Here is a 17,218-nt window from a genome sequence, read left to right as displayed (position 1 = left end):
CTCGATCGTCCGTGCAGGGATCCGGTGTCCGCCGGTGGTGCGGGTCAGCCCGGGGCCCCCGACGTCATCATCGGGAGGAGCCCGCCGGCCTCGACCCGGAGCTGGGCGCCGGTGACGTACCGGGAGGCGTCCGAGGCGAAGAACAGGACCGCCTCGCTGATGTCCCGCGGGGGGATCGTGGTGACCGGCATCCGGTGCATCCCGCCGATGGCCGGCAGGGCGTCCTCGCGGGTCGGGTTCTCCAGGTCGGGCCGGAAGACCTTGTACATCGCGTCGTGGTGCAGCATGTCGGTCTCGATGTTGCCGGGGTGCACGGCGTTGACCCGGATCGAGTGCCGCGCCAGCGTCAGGGCCGCGTCGTGCACGAACCGGGCCACCTCCCGCTTGGCGTGGCCGTACGCGGCGGCGCCCGGCCCGGCCTCGGGACTGTCCATCGCGCCCGGGATGAGCGCGGCCATCGACCCGGTGCACACGATCGAGGCGCCGGGACCGAGGTGGGGGAACGCCGCCTCGACGGTGTTGACGACCCCGCACATGTTGACGGAGAGGACGTCGAAGAACCCGATCACGGGGACGCCCGGCCCCATCGGCGAGATGCCGGCGTTGGCGACGACGACGTCGAGCCGGCCGAGCTCGGCGACCCCCGCCTCGACCGCGGCGGCGAGCTGGGCCCGCTCCCGGACGTCGGCCACCCGGGTCACGATCCGCCGGTCCAGCTGCTCGACCAGCCGGGCGGTCTCGGCCAGGTCGGCCTCGGTGCCCATGCTGTGCGACGACGACTCGATCTTCCGGCAGATGTCGACCGCGATGATGTCGGCGCCCTCCTCGGCCAGCCGGACCGCGTGACTGCGGCCCTGGCCGCGCGCCGCGCCGGTCACGAACGCGACCTTGCCTTCCATCGACTTCCCCACGGGGTCCTCACTCCTCTGTTCGGTGCACGGTGGACATGCGGGACGCCGGAGCCGGCCGGTCCCGGCGACGACGTCGTCGCCAGGACCGGCCGGAGGCGGCGCGAGCTACTCGATCAGGTCGCCGCAGAGCGGTGAGGCGTCCTCCACGGGCACGAACTCCTCGCCCTCGAGCGTGAGGAAGTACTGGCACAGCCGGCCCACCGTGTCGGTCGTGAAGTCCACGGGCTGGGGGAAGAGGCCGCCGCCGTCCCAGGTGTCGTCTCCCTGGAGGTAGAAGATGAAGTCGGCGCCGGAGGCGTCGCAGCCGGCCCCCTCCAGGCCGTGGATCAGCAGGTCGGCGGTGTTCCAGCCGCCCTGCTCGGCGTACGTCGGGATGCCGGTCTCCGAGCCCGCCGCGATGAACGCGGCCTGCAGGGCCTGGGTCGCCGCGGTGTCCAGCTCCACCGGCGCGTAGGCGAGGGAGAAGCTGATCCCCTGCGCCGCCTCGACCGCCAGTGGCGACTGGAGCAGGTCGTTGCCGTAGCCGGTGGCGGCGAGGATGGCCTTCATCTCGATGCCGGCCTCGCGGAGCCCCGTCGCGACGGCCAGCGTGGTGTCGAGGGTGACCGGCAGGTAGAGGGAGTCGGTGCCGGTGTCCCGGATGCCGAGCACGATCGGGCCGACGTCACTGCTGCCGAAGGTGAGGTCCCGGTTCACGTAGCCCTCGTCGATCCCCACCGCCGCGGCGGATTCCACGGCCGACGTCAGGGCGTTCCGCGAGCTCTCGCTGACCCCGAAGGCAGCGCCGCCGACCTTGGTGGCCCCGGCGGTCTCCAGGTAGTTGCCGACGGTCTCGTAGACCGCGCCGGGGTTCTGGATCGGGGATGCCGGGAACATGTTGTTGTCCGGCTCCAGCCACACCGGGTTCTGGTCGGAGGTGTCCCCCAGGACGGGGATGTCCGCAGCCTGCGTCGTCAGGTACTGCACAGCGCCGAAGGTGAAGGGGCTGACGGACAGGGCCGTGTAGACCCCGTCCTGCTGGACGAGCTTCTGGTAGGCGGCCAGCGCTCCCGCCGGGGTGCCGGCGTCGTCGCCGACGACCACCTCGAAGTCGATGTCGGAGCACTCGCCACCCTCCTCGGCGTACGTGTCCAGGCGGGCGTTCACGCCGCGCTCGGCCGCGTCGCCGTACGTCGCGGCGGACTGTCCGCTCAGCGAGGTGACCAGCCCGATCTTGAGGCTCTCCGGGGTCCCGCCGCCCCCGCCGGAGGCCTCGCCCCCGGAGTCCTCGTCGTCGCTCCCGCAGGCGGCCATGGCGATCAACACGGCGCAGGTCGCGCCGATCGCCGTCAGTCGTGTCGTTCGCATGTCCGTCGTCTCCTCGTCGTCGAGCGAGCTGTGCGGGATGGTGCGTCGAACGGGATGGGGCCAGGACGGTGGCGCGTCGAGAGGGCGGAGACCACGTCTCCGGCCGGACGAGAGGTCATCGCCCTGACCGCCCGTCGGTCCGTGAGGCACGGCGGACCGGGGCGGTGGCCGCCGGTGCATGCTGTGACGCACGCCGTCCGGTGACGGCGGTCACCATGCCAGAATGAGGTTCTTGACGGCAAGAACAATGTCCTGCGATTGTCGGGACGGCAGCGAGCAGTGAGCGGAAGGAAGCAAGCAATGTCGTGGGACTTCGAGACCGACCCCGAGTACCAGGAGAAGCTGGACTGGGCGGACACCTTCCTCCGGGAGGAGGTCGAGCCGCTCGACCTCGCCTTCCCGATGCAGATGTTCGACCCGCTGCGCGGCAAGGCCCGCGAGGTGATCCTGCCGCTCAAGCAGAAGGTCCGGGAGCAGGGCCTGTGGGCCACCCACCTGACCCCCGACCTCGGCGGCCAGGGCTTCGGCCAGGTCAAGCTCGCGCTGCTCAACGAGATCCTGGGCCGCTCCAGCTGGGCCCCGATCGTGTTCGGCACCCAGGCGCCCGACACCGGCAACGCGGAGATCCTCGCCCACTACGGCACCGAGGAGCAGAAGAAGCGTTACCTGCAGCCGCTGCTGGAGGGCGAGATCTTCTCCTGCTACGCGATGACCGAGCCGCACGGCGGCTCGGACCCCAAGCAGTTCACCACCGAGGCCGTCCGCGACGGCGACGACTGGGTGCTCAACGGCGCCAAGTACTACGCGTCGAACGCGAAGACGGCGTCGTTCTTCATCGTGATGGCCAAGACCGACCACGACGCCGACCCGTACAAGAGCATGACGATGTTCCTGGTGCCGGCCACCACTCCCGGCATCCGCATCGAGCGCAACGTCGGGCTCGCCTTCGACACCGAGGACGAGGCGCTGCACGCCGACCTCCGGTTCGTCGACGTCCGCATCCCCGGCGACTCGGTCCTGGGCGGCGTCGGCCAGGCCTTCGTGATCTCCCAGACCCGCCTCGGCGGCGGCCGCATCCACCACGCCATGCGCACCATCGCCCAGGCCGGGCAGGCGCTGGACATGCTGGCCGAGCGGGCGATCAGCCGCCGCACGCAGGGCACGCTGCTGGCCGACAAGCAGTTCGTGCAGGGCTACATCGCCGACTCGTGGGCGCAGCTGCAGATGTTCCGGCTGATGGTGCTGCAGACCGCCTGGAAGATCGACAAGTACAACGACTACCGCAAGGTCCGGAAGGACATCGCCGCCTGCAAGGCCGTGATGCCGAAGGTCTACCACGACATAACCCAGCGGGCGCTGCACCTGCACGGGGCGCTGGGCGTCAGCAACGACATGCCGCTGGCCCACATGATGTTCGGCGCCGAGACCATGGCCGTCGTCGACGGGCCGACCGAGGTCCACCAGGTGACCGTCGCCCGGCAGGTGCTGCGCGACTACACGCCGGTCGAGGGCAACCCGAGCGCCTTCCTGCCGAGCCGGCGGGCCGCCGCGCTGGCGAAGTACCGCATGACCGCGCCCAACCCCTCGCCGACGGAGCCGTTCGAGGGGACCGTGCCGTCGGTGCAGGCGGACTACCCGTGGCCCGGCAGCCCGGCCGCGGCCGCGGCGAACGCCGCCGGCTTCCTGGCCGAGGCCGTGCAGCCCGACGCCGAGCTCGTGGCGCAGGCATGAGCGCGGTCGAGGAGGACACCAAGACCCTCGACGTCGCGGCGCTGAGCACCTGGCTCGACGCGCAGGGCCTGGGGGTCGGCGCCCCGCTGGAGCACCGGTTCGTCTCCGGCGGTGCGCAGAACGAGATCTACGAGATCCGCCGGGGCGACCTCCACGGCGCGCTGCGGATGCCGCCGGTCTCGGCGCCGAAGCAGCGCGACGACGGCATCGTCCGGGAGTGGCGGATCATCGAGGCGCTCGACGGCACGGAGGTCCCGCACACTCCGGCCATCGCGCTGTGCGAGGACTCCTCGGTGCTCGGCCGGCCGTTCTACCTCATGGGGTTCGTCGACGGCTGGTCGCCGATGAACATGGCCGACCGCAAGTGGCCCGAGCCGTTCGGCAGCGACCTGACCGCTCGGCGCGGGCTGGCCCTGCAGCTGGTCGAGGGCATCGCCCTGATGTCGAAGCTCGACTGGAAGGCCGCCGGGCTCGAGGGCCTGGGCCGGCCGGACGACTTCCACGAGCGGCAGGTCGACCGCTGGACGACGTTCCTCAACCGGATCGAGGGGCACCGGCAGCTGCCCGGCTTCGAGGAGACGTCGGCCTGGCTGCGGGCGCACAAGCCGCTGGACTTCGTGCCCGGCCTGATGCACGGCGACTACCAGTTCGCCAACGTCATGTTCCAGCACGGTGCGCCGGCGCGGCTCGCGGCGATCATCGACTGGGAGATGGGCACGATCGGGGACCCGAAGCTCGACCTGGCCCTCGTCGTGGGCGGCTGGCCCGACGACCCCGACGCCCCCACCGACAAGGGACAGGGGTACGTGGACCTGAGCGGGATGCCCGGGCGCGAGGAGCTCCTGCAGTACTTCTCCGAGAGCGCCGGCCGCCAGGTGGACGACATGGACTACTACAACGTGCTGATCAAGTTCAAGCACGCGATCGTCCTCGAGCAGGGGTTCCAGCGCTCGACGCCGGGGTCCACGCGGGAGGCCTTCGGGCCGATCGCGCTCTCGATGATGACGGACGCCGCCGAGCTCGCCGCGAGCAGCGACTACCGCGGCTGACCCCGCCTCACCCGGCCGTCCCGCCGGTCCACGTGCGTGGGCCGGCGGGACGCCGCCGTGCCCCCACCTCCAGCACCGACCAGCGAACGAGGACGACGATGTCTCAGGGCGAGAAGCGGATGTTGATCGACGGCGAGCTGGTCCTCGCCGACTCGGGGAAGACGTTCGACAACGTGAACCCGGCGACCGAGGAGGTCATCGGCGAGGTCGCCGACGCCTCCGCGGCGGAGATGGACCGCGCGATCGCCGCGGCCCGGCGCGCCTTCGAGGAGACGAGCTGGGCGACCGACCACGCGTTCCGGGCCCGCTGCCTCCTGCAGCTCCAAGAGGCGCTCGAGAGCGAGCGCGAGGAGATCCGCGAGGAGCTGATCCTCGAGGTCGGCTGCCCCCGGATGATCACCGCGGGCCCGCAGTTCGAGGCGCCCCTCGAGGACGGCCTGAAGTGGCCGGCCAAGCACATCGAGGAGTACCCGTGGGTCACCGACCTGCCCGACGGCGTGGGCCTGGGCAGCAGCGAGACGCACGTCCGCCAGGTGTGGAAGGAGCCGGCCGGCGTCGTCGGCGCCATCACGCCGTGGAACTTCCCGTTCGAGGTCAACCTCAACAAGATCGGGCAGGCGCTGGCCACCGGGAACACCGTCGTCCTCAAGCCGGCGCCGGACACCCCGTTCACCGCGACCCGCCTCGGCCGGCTCGTCGCCGAGCGCACCGACATCCCCGCCGGCGTCTTCAACGTGGTGACCTCCGCCGACCACCTGGTCGGCGAGCAGCTCACGCTCTCCCCGCTGGTCGACCTGATCTCGTTCACCGGCTCCACCGCGGTCGGCCGGCGGATCATGGAGAAGGGCGCCGCGACGATGAAGCGGCTGTTCCTCGAGCTCGGCGGCAAGTCCGCGACCATCGTGCTCGACGACGCCGACCTGCCCTCGGCGGTCATGGCCGGCATGGGCGCCTGCTACCACGCCGGTCAGGGGTGTGCGATCCAGACGCGGATGCTGCTGCCCCGCTCTCGCTACGACGAGGGCGTCGCGATCCTCGAGCAGATGTTCGCCAACGTGCCCTACGGCGACCCGCAGCGGCCCGACGTGATCATGGGCCCGTTGGTCTCGGCCAAGCAGCGGGACCGGGTCGAGGAGCTCATCGCCACCGGCGTGGCCGAGGGCGCCCGGCTGGTGCTCGGCGGCAAGCGGCCCGAGCACCTGCCGAAGGGCTGGTTCCTCGAGCCCACCCTGTTCGCCGACGTCGACAACTCGATGGCGATCGCCCAGCAGGAGATCTTCGGCCCGGTGCTCGTCGTCATCCCGTTCGACGACGACGACGACGCGGTGCGGATCGCCAACGACAGCGAGTACGGCCTCGGCGGCGGCGTCTTCACCGGCTCGCTGGAGCGCGGTCAGGCCCTCGCCAAGCGCATCCGCGCGGGGCAGGTGGGCGTCAACGGCGGGAACACCTACGGTCCGGACATGCCCTTCGGCGGCTACAAGAGCAGCGGCGTCGGCCGGCAGAACGGCAGCTACGGCTTCGACCAGTACCTGGAGACCAAGGCCGTCGCCTGGCCGAGGCCCTGACCCGACCGACCGGAAGCGACAAGGGGAGGCGCCGCGGTGGGCTACGCCGACGAGTTGTTCGACCTGACCGGAGGGGTGGCCCTGGTCACCGGGGGCAGCAAGGGGCTCGGCCGGGAGATGGTGCTCGGCCTGGCCCGCTGCGGCGCCGACGTCGTGATCGCCAGCCGGGACCTGGCCGCGTGCGAGGCGGTGGCGGCCGAGGTCGAGGCGACCACCGGCCGCGCCGCGCTGCCGTACGCGGTCCACGCCGGCCGGTGGGACCAGCTCCCCGGCCTGGTCGACGCCGCCTACGAGCGGTTCGGCCGGATCGACGTGCTGATCAACAACGCCGGCATGTCACCGGTCTACGACGGCCTCGGCGACGTCACCGAGAAGCTCTTCGACGTCGTGCTGAACCTCAACCTCAAGGGGCCGTTCCGGCTGAGCACCCTGGTCGGCGAGCGGATGGTCGCGGCCGGCCGCGGGTCGATCGTCAACGTCAGCTCCACCGGGTCCATCCGGCCCAACGCGGCCATCGCCCCCTACGCCGCGGCCAAGGCCGGGCTCAACTCCCTGACCGACTCCCTGGCGCTGGCGTTCGGGCCGACCGTGCGCGTCAACACCCTCATGGCCGGGCCGCACGCCACCGACGCCCACCCCGAGTGGGTCGAGCACACCGGCACCGGCGACGGCATCTTCCCCGGGCACGCGCTGCAGCGGGCGGGGAGGCCCAGCGAGATCGTCGGGGCCGCGCTGTACCTGGCGTCCGACGCCTCCAGCTACACGACCGGCGCGACCCTGCGAGTCGACGGAGGCATCCCGTGAGCGGCATGGAACGGCTCGAGGGGCGGGTCGCGGTCGTGACCGGCGCCGGGAGCGGCATCGGCCTGGCGGTCAGCGAGGCGTTCGTGGCCGAGGGCATGCGGGTGGTGCTGGCCGACCTCGACGGGGACGCCGTCCGCGCGCACGCCGACCGGCTGGCCACCGCCGGCGGACAGGTGCACGCGCTGGCCGTCGACGTCCGCGACCCCGACGCGGTCGAGCGGGCCGGGGAGGCCGCCGTTGAGCGTTTCGGCGGGCTGCACGTGGCGGTGAACAACGCGGGCATCGTCAACCGCGGCAACTCCTGGGAGCTCTCCCTGGAGGAGTGGCACCGCGTGCTCGACGTGAACCTGTGGGGGGTGATCCACGGGGTCCGCGCCTTCGTCCCCCGGATCCTCGCCACCGGGGAGGAGGGGCACGTGGTGAACACGGCCTCGATGGCGGCGGTGAACATCATCCCGAAGCTGGGCCCGTACACGGTCGCCAAGCACGGGCTGCTGGGGCTGTCCGACGTGCTGCGCGCGGAGCTCGCGGCCCTCGGCGCACCGGTCGGGGTGAGCGTCGTGATGCCGGGCGCCATCAAGACCGGGATGAACCCCTACGGCACGGTGACCGCCGAGCAGGTCGCGGCGAACGTCGTCGACGCGATCCGCCGCGACCGCGCGTACGTCTTCACCGACGACCACTCCGCCGACGAGGTCGCGACCCGGCTGCAGGCGATCGTCCGGGCCCGGGACGACGTCATCGCCTGATCGGCGCCCTCAGCCGTGCCGGGTGCCCCCGGAGGGCTCCAGCAGCGGGCCGCTCGCGCCGTCGCCGGAGCCCAGCGCGGCCACGAACTGGCGCAGCACCGCGTCGCCGGGGTGCACCGGCGCCCAGTCGAGCAGGGTGCGGGCCCGGGTCGTGTCCAGCGCGGGGGCGCCGAGCCCGAGGTCCAGCCAGCCCGGCTCGGTCGGCACCAGGTGGGCGACGTGCGCCGCGGTCAGCGCCGCGCGCAGCACGAAGGCGGGCACCGGGATCCGGCGCGTGCCGAGCGCCCGGGCGAGCCCGTCGGCGTCCAGCGTCGGCTCGGCGGCGAGGTTGAACGGCCCGGACGCGCGCCGGTCCAGGATCCGCACCAGCGCATCGGCGACGTCGTCGGCGTGCACGAAGCCCACCCGCAGGGCCGGCAGCGGGAGCGGCAGCACCTGGGCCACGGGGCCGGGCACGGCCCGCGCGGCGGCGAACAGCAGCGGACCGAGGAAGTAGCGGCCGATCTCGCTCGCCGCGTCCGGCTGCAGCACGAGCGTGGGTCGGACCACGGTCAGCGTGGTGTCCGGCCGGTTGCCGAGCACCTGCCGCACGACCCGCTCGGCCGAGCTCTTGTCCCGGCTGTACTGGGAGCTGGGGATGCCGGTGACCGGCCAGTCCTCCCGGACCTGCTGGTCCCGCGCGCCGGCCGCGTACGCCCCGAGCGAGGACATGTGGACGACGTGCGGCACCCCGTTCAGCGCCGCCGCGCGGGCCACCCGGTGGGTGCCGTCGACGTTGACCGCGTGCAGCTGCTCGGGGTGCCGGCCGGGCTGCAGGGCCCAGGCCAGGTGCACGACCGCGTCCACGCCGTCCAGCGCCCGCGCCAGGTCGTCCTCGGCGGCCGGGACACCGAGGTCGACCAGGCGCCAGTCGACGCCGGCGTAGGGAGCGACGTCTGGCGGCCGCCTCCGGGCCAGCCCGCGGACCTCGGCCACGCCGAGCGAGGGGTCGGTCAGCTGCCGCAGCAACGCCGTCCCGACGTTGCCGCTGGCGCCGGTGACGGCGACGCGGAGACCCCGCAGGTGTCCGGGAGAGGAATCGGCCATGTCCGGCCGCTACCCGGCCCGTCCGGAGTCCACCCCTCCGCCCCGGACGGGGGTCGGTGGACGGGAATCCGTGCCGGACTGCACGCGGCGTGGAGGATCGGTAACGATCGGGTAACCACGCCGGGGTCCAAAGGCCCTAGCATCGGTGGTCCGTCGTCCGCCGCTTCCCCGGAGCTCCCATGCCGCAGCGCGTCCCGCCTCCGCTCCTCGGGCGACCCGAGGCGGCCGTCGATCCCTCCGCCCGGGCGATCGGCATGCTCGGCTTCGGTGCCGCCGGGATGCGCGTCGTCCGGCACTGGATCCAGCAGGTGCCCCCGAGCACGCCGGTCACGTGGGGTGCCGCCCAGCGGGCGGACGCCATGAGCCTGGCCGAGCTGGAGCGCTCGGTGCGGTCAGCGCCTCCCGGGTGGGCGCTGATGCTCGCCGGGCCGGAGGCCGACGTGCGGGCCGCCCGCGAGGCCGCCCTGCGGCTGGGCATGCACGGCGCCGAGATCCGCTCCGTCGTGACCGGCGGGGAACTCCGTCAGGTGTGGTGCCCGCACTGCACGGCGAGCACCCAGACCGACGTCCTGCCCGGCGACTCCGTCGAGTGCTCCGGCTGCACCGTGCCGCTGCGGGTCTCCGCCCCCCGCCCGCGCGAGGTGGCCGCCGAGGTCTCCGCCCCGACGGAGGGCACCACCCACCACGTCGCGTAGCGGGGGATCAGCGGCTCCAGTCGGCCACGTGCGCCGGGACGTCGATCCCCTCGGCCAGGTCCGGAGCCGGCTCCGGCGGGCCCGCCAGGGTGCGCAGCGGCAGCACCCCCGCCCAGTGCGGCAGGCCCAGGTCCTCGTCGTCGTCCGAGGGCGGCCCGGTCCGGACCTTGACCGACACCTCCTCCAGGGGCAGCACCAGCACGGTGGTGGCGGCCAGCTCCCTGCGGTCGGGCACGCGGCTCCCGGACGACCGGCCCGGCACGACGCCGTCCACCAGGGCGGCCAGCGCCGCGGACTTCTCCGCCGGGTCGATCACCACGGTCGCCGTCCCCAGGGCGACGACGGAGCGGTAGTTGATCGAGTGGTGGAACGCCGAGCGGGCGAGCACCAGCCCGTCGACGAGCGTGACCGTGACGCAGACGTCGAGCCCGCCGTCGGTCGCCAGGCGCAGCCCGCGGGCGCCGGTGGAGCCGTGCAGGTAGAGCCGGTCGCCGACCCGCGCGTGCAGCTGGGGGAGGACCACCGGGCGGCCGTCGACGACGAACCCGACGTGGCACACCACCGCCTCGTCGAGGACGGCGTGCACGGTGGCGCGGTCGTAGCCGACGCGGTCGCGCAGGCGGGTGGGCTCGGTGCGGGGGCTGGCCGGATAGGTCACGCCGTCCATCTTGCGGAGTCGGTCGAGCGCGTTTCGCACACCCCGGCTCAGGTCGACGTGCGGGTGTGGGCGACCACGAGCTCCCCGGCGCGCTCGGCGGCGAGCTCGGGGATCCAGTGCGGCACGTCCTCCAGGACCTCGAGCCGGTACGGGCCGGTCACGTACTGCCGGGTGCCCTCGGTGGCGGCGCGGCCGAGGAAGGCGTCCCCGGTGCTCCACACGTGCAGGGTCGGCACCGACACCCGGCCGACGCCGTCACGGGCGCCGTAGGGGAGGGCGCGGTACCAGTTGAGCGCCGCGGTGAGCGCCCCCGGCTCCCGCATCCGCTGCACGTAGTGCTCCACGGCGTCGTCGGGCAGGCCGCCGTTGCGGAGCATCTTCCGCAGCGGCGCGCCGCCCTGGGCCAGGATCAGCCGCTCCGGGACGGCGGGCAGCTGGAACAGCGCCATGTAGTAGGACCGCAGCGCCTGGTCACTGGTCACCAGGGCCTTGGCCATCGCGGCCGGGTGGGGCACTGACAGGGCGCTGAGGGTCCGGACCCGGTCGGGGTACCAGGCGCCGAGGGCCCACCCGACGGCCGCGCCCCAGTCGTGCCCGACGACGTGCGCGGACTCCAGGCCGGCGGCGTCCAGCAGGGCCAGCACGTCCTGCGCGGTCTCCCGCAGCCGGTAGGCGCCCCGGCCGGTGGGGCGCGCACCGGGGGAGTAGCCCCGCTGGTCGGGCGCGAGGGTCCGCAAGCCGGCGCCGTGCAGCACGGGGGCCATCCGGTCGAAGGCGGTGCTGTCCTGCGGGAAGCCGTGGAGGAGGACGACGGGCTCGCCGTCGGCCGGACCGGCGTCCCGGACGTCGAACTCCATCCCCTGGCGGCGGAAGCTGTCCATGACCGAACTGTGCCCGTTCCGGGCGCCCCCAGCACCTGATCGCGTCGTCGGGGATCATGGTCGGCGTGACGGTGGAGCTGATCGTGCTGGTCGACGAGGACGGGGCGGCGATCGGCTCCATGCCCAAGCCGCTGGTCCACCACGGCGAGACGCCGCTGCACCGCGCGTTCTCCGCCTACTTGTTCGCCGACGACGGCCGGCTGCTGGTGACCCGCCGAGCCTTGGACAAGCAGACCTTCCCGGGCATGTGGACCAACACCGTGTGCGGCCACCCGGGCCCGGACGAGGCCGACCCGGACGCGATCGCCCGCCGGGCCGCGTTCGAGCTCGGCCTCGGGGTGGCCGACCTGCGCCCGGCGCTGCCCGGGTACCGCTACCGGGCCGAGTTCCGCGGGGTGGTGGAGAACGAGGTGTGCCCGGTCTACCTGGGACGGTTCACCGGCACCCCCGCTCCGGACCCGACCGAGGTCGGCGACTGGGAGCTGCTGGACTGGGCCGCCTTCCGGCAGCGGCAGGAGACCGAGGGCGACGCCTGGTCCCCGTGGTGCCGCGAGCAGGCCCGGCTGATCGAGCAGGCAGGCCTCGTCCCCACCACCTGACAGCACTCCGCGCGCGGGAGTCCGGGGACTTTCGCGCGCGAAACGCTCCCGACGGCGGCCCGGTAGCCGGGGGACGACGGCGCGTGGCGGGCGCGCGGACGCCGGGGTGTCGCTGGCGGGGACGCGCGCGGTCCCCCTCCTAGCGTCCCGCCCCGTGGATCGCCGCCGCTTCGTCCTGCTGATGGCCGCCGGCGTGCTCGGCGCCGCGGTCGGGCGGGGCACCGCGGAGCTCGTCGAGGACCCGCCGTCCCGGTCCGGCCGGCAGCTGCGGCCCGCGGCCGCGACGCCGACGCAGCCGCCGGGCACCGTGCCGCCGCCGCTCGGCGTGGTCGACCGGCTGCCGGGCGAGGGCAGCCGGCTCGCCCTGACCGTCGACGACGGCGTCAGCTCCGACGTGGTCGCCGCCTTCACCGACCTGGCCGCCGACACGGGCCTGCGGCTCACCTTCTTCCCCAACGGCTGCTACCGCTCCTGGACCGACAACGCCCCGGCGCTGCGCCCGCTCGTGGAGTCCGGGCAGGTGGCGCTGGGCAACCACACCTGGTCCCACCCCGACCTGCGCGCCCTGGACGACGCCGCCGTCGCCGACGAGATCGAGACCAACCGCCGGTTCCTCGCCGACACCTTCGGCGCGGGGGAGACCCCGTTCTTCCGGCCTCCGTTCGGCAGCCACGACGGGCGGGTCGACCGGATCGCCGCGGACTGCGGTCACCCCACCGTGGCCATGTGGAACGGCACGCTCGGCGACGACCGGGTCCTCACGCCCGGGGAGCTGATGGCCTCGGCGCGACGGTGGTTCGCCGCGCAGTCGATCACCATCGGCCACGCCAACCACGCGACCGTCACCACCGTCTTCAACGAGCTCCGGGCGCTCATCGACGAGCGGGCGCTGGAGACGGTCACCCTCGCCGACGTGTGGGCTGCCCCGCACTGAGCAGAACCGCCATTCCGCACCGTGCAGAACCGCCATTCCGCCCGGGTGCGGGCGCCCGACCTGCGGACCGGGCGGTGATCGGCGAGGCTGGCGGAGGTGGCCGTGGTCATCGCGGCAGGGATCACGAGGAGGCGTGGATGGCGGGCAGCGGGTCGTTGGACGGGCGGGTGGCGCTGGTCACCGGAGGGGCCAGCGGGCTTGGGCGGGCGACCTGCCTCGCGCTGGCCGACGCCGGTGCGCACGTCGCGATCGCCGACATCGACGCGGCCGGCAGCGAGCGGACGGCGGAGCTGGTCGGCGAGGCCGGTGGCAAGGCCGACGTCGTCGCCCTCGACGTCACCGACGACGCCAGCCGCCGGGCCGTGGTCGCGCAGCTGTTCGAGCAGCACGGCGACGCGTTCGACGTCCTCGCCAACGTCGCCGGCATCGACCGGCCGGGGTACGTCACCGACATCGACCTCGCCGACTACCAGCGGGTGCAGGCGGTCAACTGCGAGGGCCCGATCTTCCTGACCAGCGAGTTCATGAAGCGGGTGCAGCACCTTCCCGAGGGGCGCACCGCCGACGTCGTCCACGTGGTGAGCCTCTCGGCGATCACCTCGGGCAGCGGCGCGATCGCCTACAACGGCTCGAAGGCCGGGTTCCTCAACGCCACCCGCTGCATCCAGCGCGAGCTGCGCGAGAAGGCGACCCGCGCCGACGACGGCACCGAGCGGCCGTTCCCGTGCCGGGTGCAGGCCGTCATCCCGGCCGCGATGGACACCCCGATGATGGAGCAGTGGGGGATCCCGTCCCACCTGATGATGCCGCCGGCCGCGGTGGCCGAGATGGTCCGCTACCTGGTCACGCTGCACCCGGCGGCGTTCGTGCCGGAGATGCAGATCGTCCCTCGCCTCGAACCGAACTTCCCCCGATGACCGGCGCACCAGCCGGACTCCCCCCGATGAGGAGCGCCGACGTGACCGACCCCGATCTCCCCGACAGCGGCATGGCCAGCGGCTCCGACGCGGGCGCGCCCGGCGAGCGCCTCGACGGCGGCGACCTGAGCCCGGACGAGCAGCGGCTGCTGGCCGACCTGCAGCGCGGAGCGGACGCCGGCAGCCGCCCCGACAACGAGGCCGAGCTGCGGGCAGCCGCGGACGAGGTGCCGCTGCCGGCTGAGGGCGGCGCGCCGAGTGACGGGCTGACGGCGGAGTTCAGCGCACCCGAACCGGGCTGACCGGCCCGAGCCGGACGACGACGAGGGCGACGTCGTCCTCGGTGGCGCCGGGCGCCAGGCGGGCGAGCACGCCGTCGCAGACCTCGTCGACGGGTGCTGCGCGCAACTCCGCGAGCGCCGCGCCGAGGCGCGCCACGCCGGTGTCGAAGAGCTGGTCCCGGCGCTCGACGAGACCGTCGGTGTAGAGCACCAGCGTCGACCCGGTCGCGAGCACCGCCTCGGAGTCGGTGCGGCCGGCTCCGGGGGAGACGCCGAGCAGCAGGTCCGCGCGGCCGCCGCTCAGGGTCCGCGCCGCACCCTCCGGGCCGACGACGACCGGCGGCAGGTGGCCGGCGCTGGACCAGGTCACGGTCACCCCGCCGTCGCCGGTGGGGACCAGCCGGGCCAGCAGCACGGTGGCCAGGGCCCCGAGACCCAGCCCCTCGATCGCGGCGTCGAGCCGCGACAGCACGCGTGCCGGGCCGTCCGGGTTGTCGTAGGCGATGCCGCGAAGGAGGCCGCGCAGTTGCGCCATGTCTGCGGCGGCGGCGGTGTCGTGGCCGACGACGTCACCGATGACCAGGACCGTGGAGCCGTCGGGCTGGCTGAAGACGTCGTACCAGTCGCCGCCGACCTGGGCCTCGCGGGCGGCGGGCACGTAGCGGACGGCGACCTCGAGGTCCGGCCGCACCGGGGGCTCGGTGAGCAGGCTGCGCTGCAGCGTCTCGGCGGCGCGGACGATGCTGCGCTGGCGGGCGTAGAGCGCCTCCAGCAGGTGGCTGCGCAGCTCGCCGATCTCGTCGACCTGCTCCGGCGTCCAGGCCTCGGACCGGTTCCGGACGGTCTCCCGCCAGCGCTCGAAGGACTTCCGGGGGCTGAGCCGGATCCCGTCGCCCTCGCGCTCGGCGATGGCCTTGTTGTGCGGGTCCCCGCCCCAGTCGATGTGCCGCTCGGTCTCGGCGCGGTGCCAGAGCAGGTACTGCCCCTCCGGCAGGGGGACCACGAGCACGCCGCAGGCCACGTCGGCCGGCGCTCCCAGCTCCGGCGCCACGACCGGCAGCGAGTCGGTGGCGACGACGTCGTCGCCCTGGTCGGCGGCCCACGCCGCGATGCTCGCCGCGAGCCCGTCGGGCAACGGGGCCCCGCGCGCGGCCGACCTGCCCTGCAGGCACACGGTCACGCCGTCGGCCGGGAGGAGGTCCAGCAGGCTGGGCGAGCCGAAGAGGGTGTCGGTCAGCTCGCGGTCCTCGTCCAGCGCGGCCGCGGTGAGCCAGGCCAGGGTCGAGCGCACCTGGAGTGCCCGGTGCACCTCGTCCTCCGACGCCCGGTCGACCAGCCGCAGGGACAGGGTGGAGCCGAGGAACTCCGCGGCTGCCCGGGTGGCGAACGGCGGTGCGTGCGGGCCGGCGTAGTGGTGACAGGCGATGAGTCCCCACAGCTCGTCGTCGCGCAGCAGCGAGATCGACATCGAGGCCCGCACGCCCATGTTGTGCAGGTACTCGACGTGGATGGGGGAGACGCTGCGGAGGGTGGAGTAGGTGAGGTCCAGGGGCGCGCCGGTGGCGGGGTGGTCGGCGGGCTCGATCGGCGCCGGCCGGTAGTCGACGTCGGAGATCAGCCGGACCCAGTTCTTCTCGTACAGGGCGCGGGCCTGCGCGGGGATGTCGGACGCCGGGTAGTGCAGACCCAGGAAGGAGTTGAGCTCCGGCGTCTTCGCCTCCGCCACGACCTCACCGTTGTAGTCGGCGTCGTACCGGTAGACCATCACGCGGTCGAAGCCGGTGAGCGACCGCACGGCCTGCGCGGTGATGTCGTACAGCTCCTGCAGCGAGGAGGCCCGGTTCAGCTCGCCGACGGTGCCGCGGATGGCCTGGTAGGTGTTCGGGAACGAGAAGGGGCGCGGCCCGCGGGCGGGCTCCAGCTCGACCACCAGCGTCGTCGTCGCCGGCAGGTCCGGCGTCGCGTCGCCGTCGGCCCGCAGGGCCACGCGGTGCAGGATCGCGTCCATCGGCACCGGATCGCCGTCGACGTCCAGGATGAGCTCGACCGGGTTGCGGTCCCGGAGGTCGCCGAAGGCGCTGGCCGAACGCGCGACCGCGGCGGCCGCGGGGACGCCGATGACCTCCGCCAGCGGCCGGCCGAGGGCTTCCGCCCACTCGACGCCGATCAGGTCGGCGAGGTTACGCGACGCCTGCGAGACGACCTGCCCGGCCTCGTCGACGGTCAGCAGCACTCCGCGCGGCTGCACGCTGCCGGGCACGTGGATCGGCTCGCGCGCGCAGTTGTCCAGGTCGATCGGGGTCCCGGGCGGCAGCAGGCCGGCATCGACGTCCAGGTCGACGTCGCTCACGTCCCCACGACCGCGCCCGCCGGCCGGCACCAGTCGGCGAGCACGGTGAAGGTGGTGCGGGCGGCCTCGACCACCGCGTCGGCGTCCCCTCCGCCGTCCACGTGGGCGCGGGTGGCCCGCCGGAAGGCGTGCCACATCGCGCCGGTCTGGGAGCCGTAGGGGCTGAACGCCCGCAGCCGGACGCCGTCGGAGAGGTCGGGCAGCGTGGCGAGGTGCCGGTCGATGAAGGTGCCGCCGAGCGTCGAGCCCTCCAGCACGTAGAGCCGGCCCAGCGCCTCGTCGGTGTCGGCGACGGCCGGCAGCGCGGGCCGCTCGGGCGGGCCGCCGGGGCTGCCCAGCGTCGCCAGGTCGCCGGCGAAGAGAGCGGCACGCCGGCGGCGGTCCCACTGCAGGGCGCCGGCGTCGGCCGGCTCGCGGGCAGCCCAGTCGTCGAGGCCCTCTTCGGCAGCCAGCCAGAAGCCGTGCATGAGCGCCAGGACCGTGGCCAGCCGGTCCCGCGTCAGCAGCGGATCCGTGAGGCCGAGGGTCTCCTCGACGCGTTCGTGCTCGGCGGCCGTCGCGGTGCGCAGCCGACGGAGGACGTCGCCCCCGGTCTCCTGAGGCAACGCCTCTCCGTCTTCAGCCATACGACTCCGAGCGTAGGTCACCGGATGACGCA

At 73.8% G+C, this 17,218-nt stretch carries 17 protein-coding genes; 10 read left to right on the top strand and 7 right to left on the bottom strand.

Translation table 11 applies throughout. The features are described from left to right. Positions 1-44 precede the first annotated feature (44 nt). Entirely contained in the window at positions 45-911 is an 867-nt protein-coding gene (locus tag N555_RS0110065; RefSeq protein WP_197028962.1) for a mycofactocin-coupled SDR family oxidoreductase, read from the bottom strand. Between the two features lie 105 nt (positions 912-1,016). Then, positions 1,017-2,258, bottom strand: coding sequence for an ABC transporter substrate-binding protein (locus tag N555_RS0110060; RefSeq protein WP_029431360.1), 1,242 nt, complete (start codon positions 2,256-2,258; stop codon positions 1,017-1,019). A gap of 300 nt (positions 2,259-2,558) precedes the next feature. Between N555_RS0110060 and N555_RS0110055 the strand changes: the two genes are divergently transcribed. From N555_RS0110055 to N555_RS0110035, 5 genes are all read left to right on the top strand, one after another. Then, positions 2,559-3,989 (top strand): acyl-CoA dehydrogenase family protein, encoded by a 1,431-nt coding sequence (locus tag N555_RS0110055; RefSeq protein WP_081866119.1) that lies wholly within the window; start codon positions 2,559-2,561, stop codon positions 3,987-3,989. Beyond that, positions 3,986-5,038 carry a phosphotransferase family protein gene (locus N555_RS0110050; RefSeq protein WP_029431358.1) on the top strand — a complete coding sequence of 351 codons (1,053 nt, stop codon included), beginning with the start codon at positions 3,986-3,988 and terminating at the stop codon, positions 5,036-5,038. Before N555_RS0110055 ends, N555_RS0110050 begins: the two co-directional genes overlap by 4 nt. A gap of 98 nt (positions 5,039-5,136) precedes the next feature. After that, entirely contained in the window at positions 5,137-6,606 is a 1,470-nt protein-coding gene (locus tag N555_RS0110045; protein WP_029431357.1) for an aldehyde dehydrogenase family protein, read from the top strand. Between the two features lie 36 nt (positions 6,607-6,642). Continuing rightward, complete coding sequence (locus tag N555_RS0110040) at positions 6,643-7,410, top strand: SDR family NAD(P)-dependent oxidoreductase (RefSeq protein ID WP_029431356.1); 768 nt, start codon at positions 6,643-6,645, stop codon at positions 7,408-7,410. A gap of 5 nt (positions 7,411-7,415) precedes the next feature. After that, complete coding sequence (locus tag N555_RS0110035; protein WP_029431355.1) at positions 7,416-8,159, top strand: SDR family NAD(P)-dependent oxidoreductase; 744 nt, start codon at positions 7,416-7,418, stop codon at positions 8,157-8,159. A 9-nt stretch (positions 8,160-8,168) separates the two neighbouring features. Here N555_RS0110035 and N555_RS0110030 read toward each other — a convergent pair whose 3' ends face one another. Beyond that, the gene (locus tag N555_RS0110030; protein ID WP_034509707.1) at positions 8,169-9,245 is read right to left on the bottom strand and encodes an NAD-dependent epimerase/dehydratase family protein; all 1,077 of its coding nucleotides are present in this window, start codon (positions 9,243-9,245) and stop codon (positions 8,169-8,171) included. Positions 9,246-9,424: 179 nt separating this feature from the next. On the opposite strand from N555_RS0110030, the gene N555_RS26775 reads away from it, so the two are divergent. Further along, positions 9,425-9,940, top strand: a complete 516-nt coding sequence (locus tag N555_RS26775; RefSeq protein WP_051683926.1) for a dimethylamine monooxygenase subunit DmmA family protein — start codon at positions 9,425-9,427, stop codon at positions 9,938-9,940. Positions 9,941-9,947: 7 nt separating this feature from the next. Here N555_RS26775 and N555_RS0110020 read toward each other — a convergent pair whose 3' ends face one another. Together N555_RS0110020 and N555_RS0110015 are read right to left on the bottom strand one after the other, a co-directional pair. Then, on the bottom strand, positions 9,948-10,598 hold the full coding sequence (locus N555_RS0110020) for a pyridoxamine 5'-phosphate oxidase family protein (protein ID WP_231502689.1): 651 nt from the start codon (positions 10,596-10,598) through the stop codon (positions 9,948-9,950). A gap of 47 nt (positions 10,599-10,645) precedes the next feature. Continuing rightward, positions 10,646-11,479, bottom strand: coding sequence for an alpha/beta fold hydrolase (locus N555_RS0110015; RefSeq protein WP_029431351.1), 834 nt, complete (start codon positions 11,477-11,479; stop codon positions 10,646-10,648). 56 nt (positions 11,480-11,535) lie between these two features. Between N555_RS0110015 and idi the strand changes: the two genes are divergently transcribed. The 4 genes from idi to N555_RS0109995 all read left to right on the top strand — a co-directional run bounded on the left by idi (position 11,536) and on the right by N555_RS0109995 (position 14,231). Further along, on the top strand, positions 11,536-12,078 hold the full coding sequence (gene idi / locus N555_RS0110010; RefSeq protein WP_029431350.1) for an isopentenyl-diphosphate Delta-isomerase: 543 nt from the start codon (positions 11,536-11,538) through the stop codon (positions 12,076-12,078). A gap of 154 nt (positions 12,079-12,232) precedes the next feature. Next, entirely contained in the window at positions 12,233-13,012 is a 780-nt protein-coding gene (locus N555_RS0110005; protein WP_029431349.1) for a polysaccharide deacetylase family protein, read from the top strand. 137 nt (positions 13,013-13,149) lie between these two features. Beyond that, a complete protein-coding gene (locus N555_RS0110000; protein WP_029431348.1) occupies positions 13,150-13,929 on the top strand; it encodes an SDR family NAD(P)-dependent oxidoreductase in 780 nt (259 codons plus the stop codon). Between the two features lie 41 nt (positions 13,930-13,970). After that, a complete protein-coding gene (locus N555_RS0109995; protein WP_029431347.1) occupies positions 13,971-14,231 on the top strand; it encodes a hypothetical protein in 261 nt (86 codons plus the stop codon). Here the strand turns inward: N555_RS0109995 and N555_RS0109990 are convergent. Together N555_RS0109990 and N555_RS0109985 are read right to left on the bottom strand one after the other, a co-directional pair. After that, positions 14,209-16,560, bottom strand: coding sequence for a SpoIIE family protein phosphatase (locus tag N555_RS0109990; RefSeq protein WP_029431346.1), 2,352 nt, complete (start codon positions 16,558-16,560; stop codon positions 14,209-14,211). The two genes, N555_RS0109995 and N555_RS0109990, sit on opposite strands and share 23 nt — an antisense overlap. Then, complete coding sequence (locus tag N555_RS0109985; protein WP_029431345.1) at positions 16,557-17,186, bottom strand: biliverdin-producing heme oxygenase; 630 nt, start codon at positions 17,184-17,186, stop codon at positions 16,557-16,559. The genes N555_RS0109990 and N555_RS0109985 overlap by 4 nt, the downstream gene beginning before the upstream one ends. Positions 17,187-17,218 lie beyond the last annotated feature (32 nt).

This window comes from Blastococcus sp. URHD0036 (genome assembly GCF_000701365.1).
Classification (GTDB): Bacteria; Actinomycetota; Actinomycetes; order Mycobacteriales; family Geodermatophilaceae; genus Trujillonella.
The sequence above is the reverse complement of the archived record's forward strand: the minus strand, read 5'-3'. Positions and strand labels throughout refer to the sequence as shown.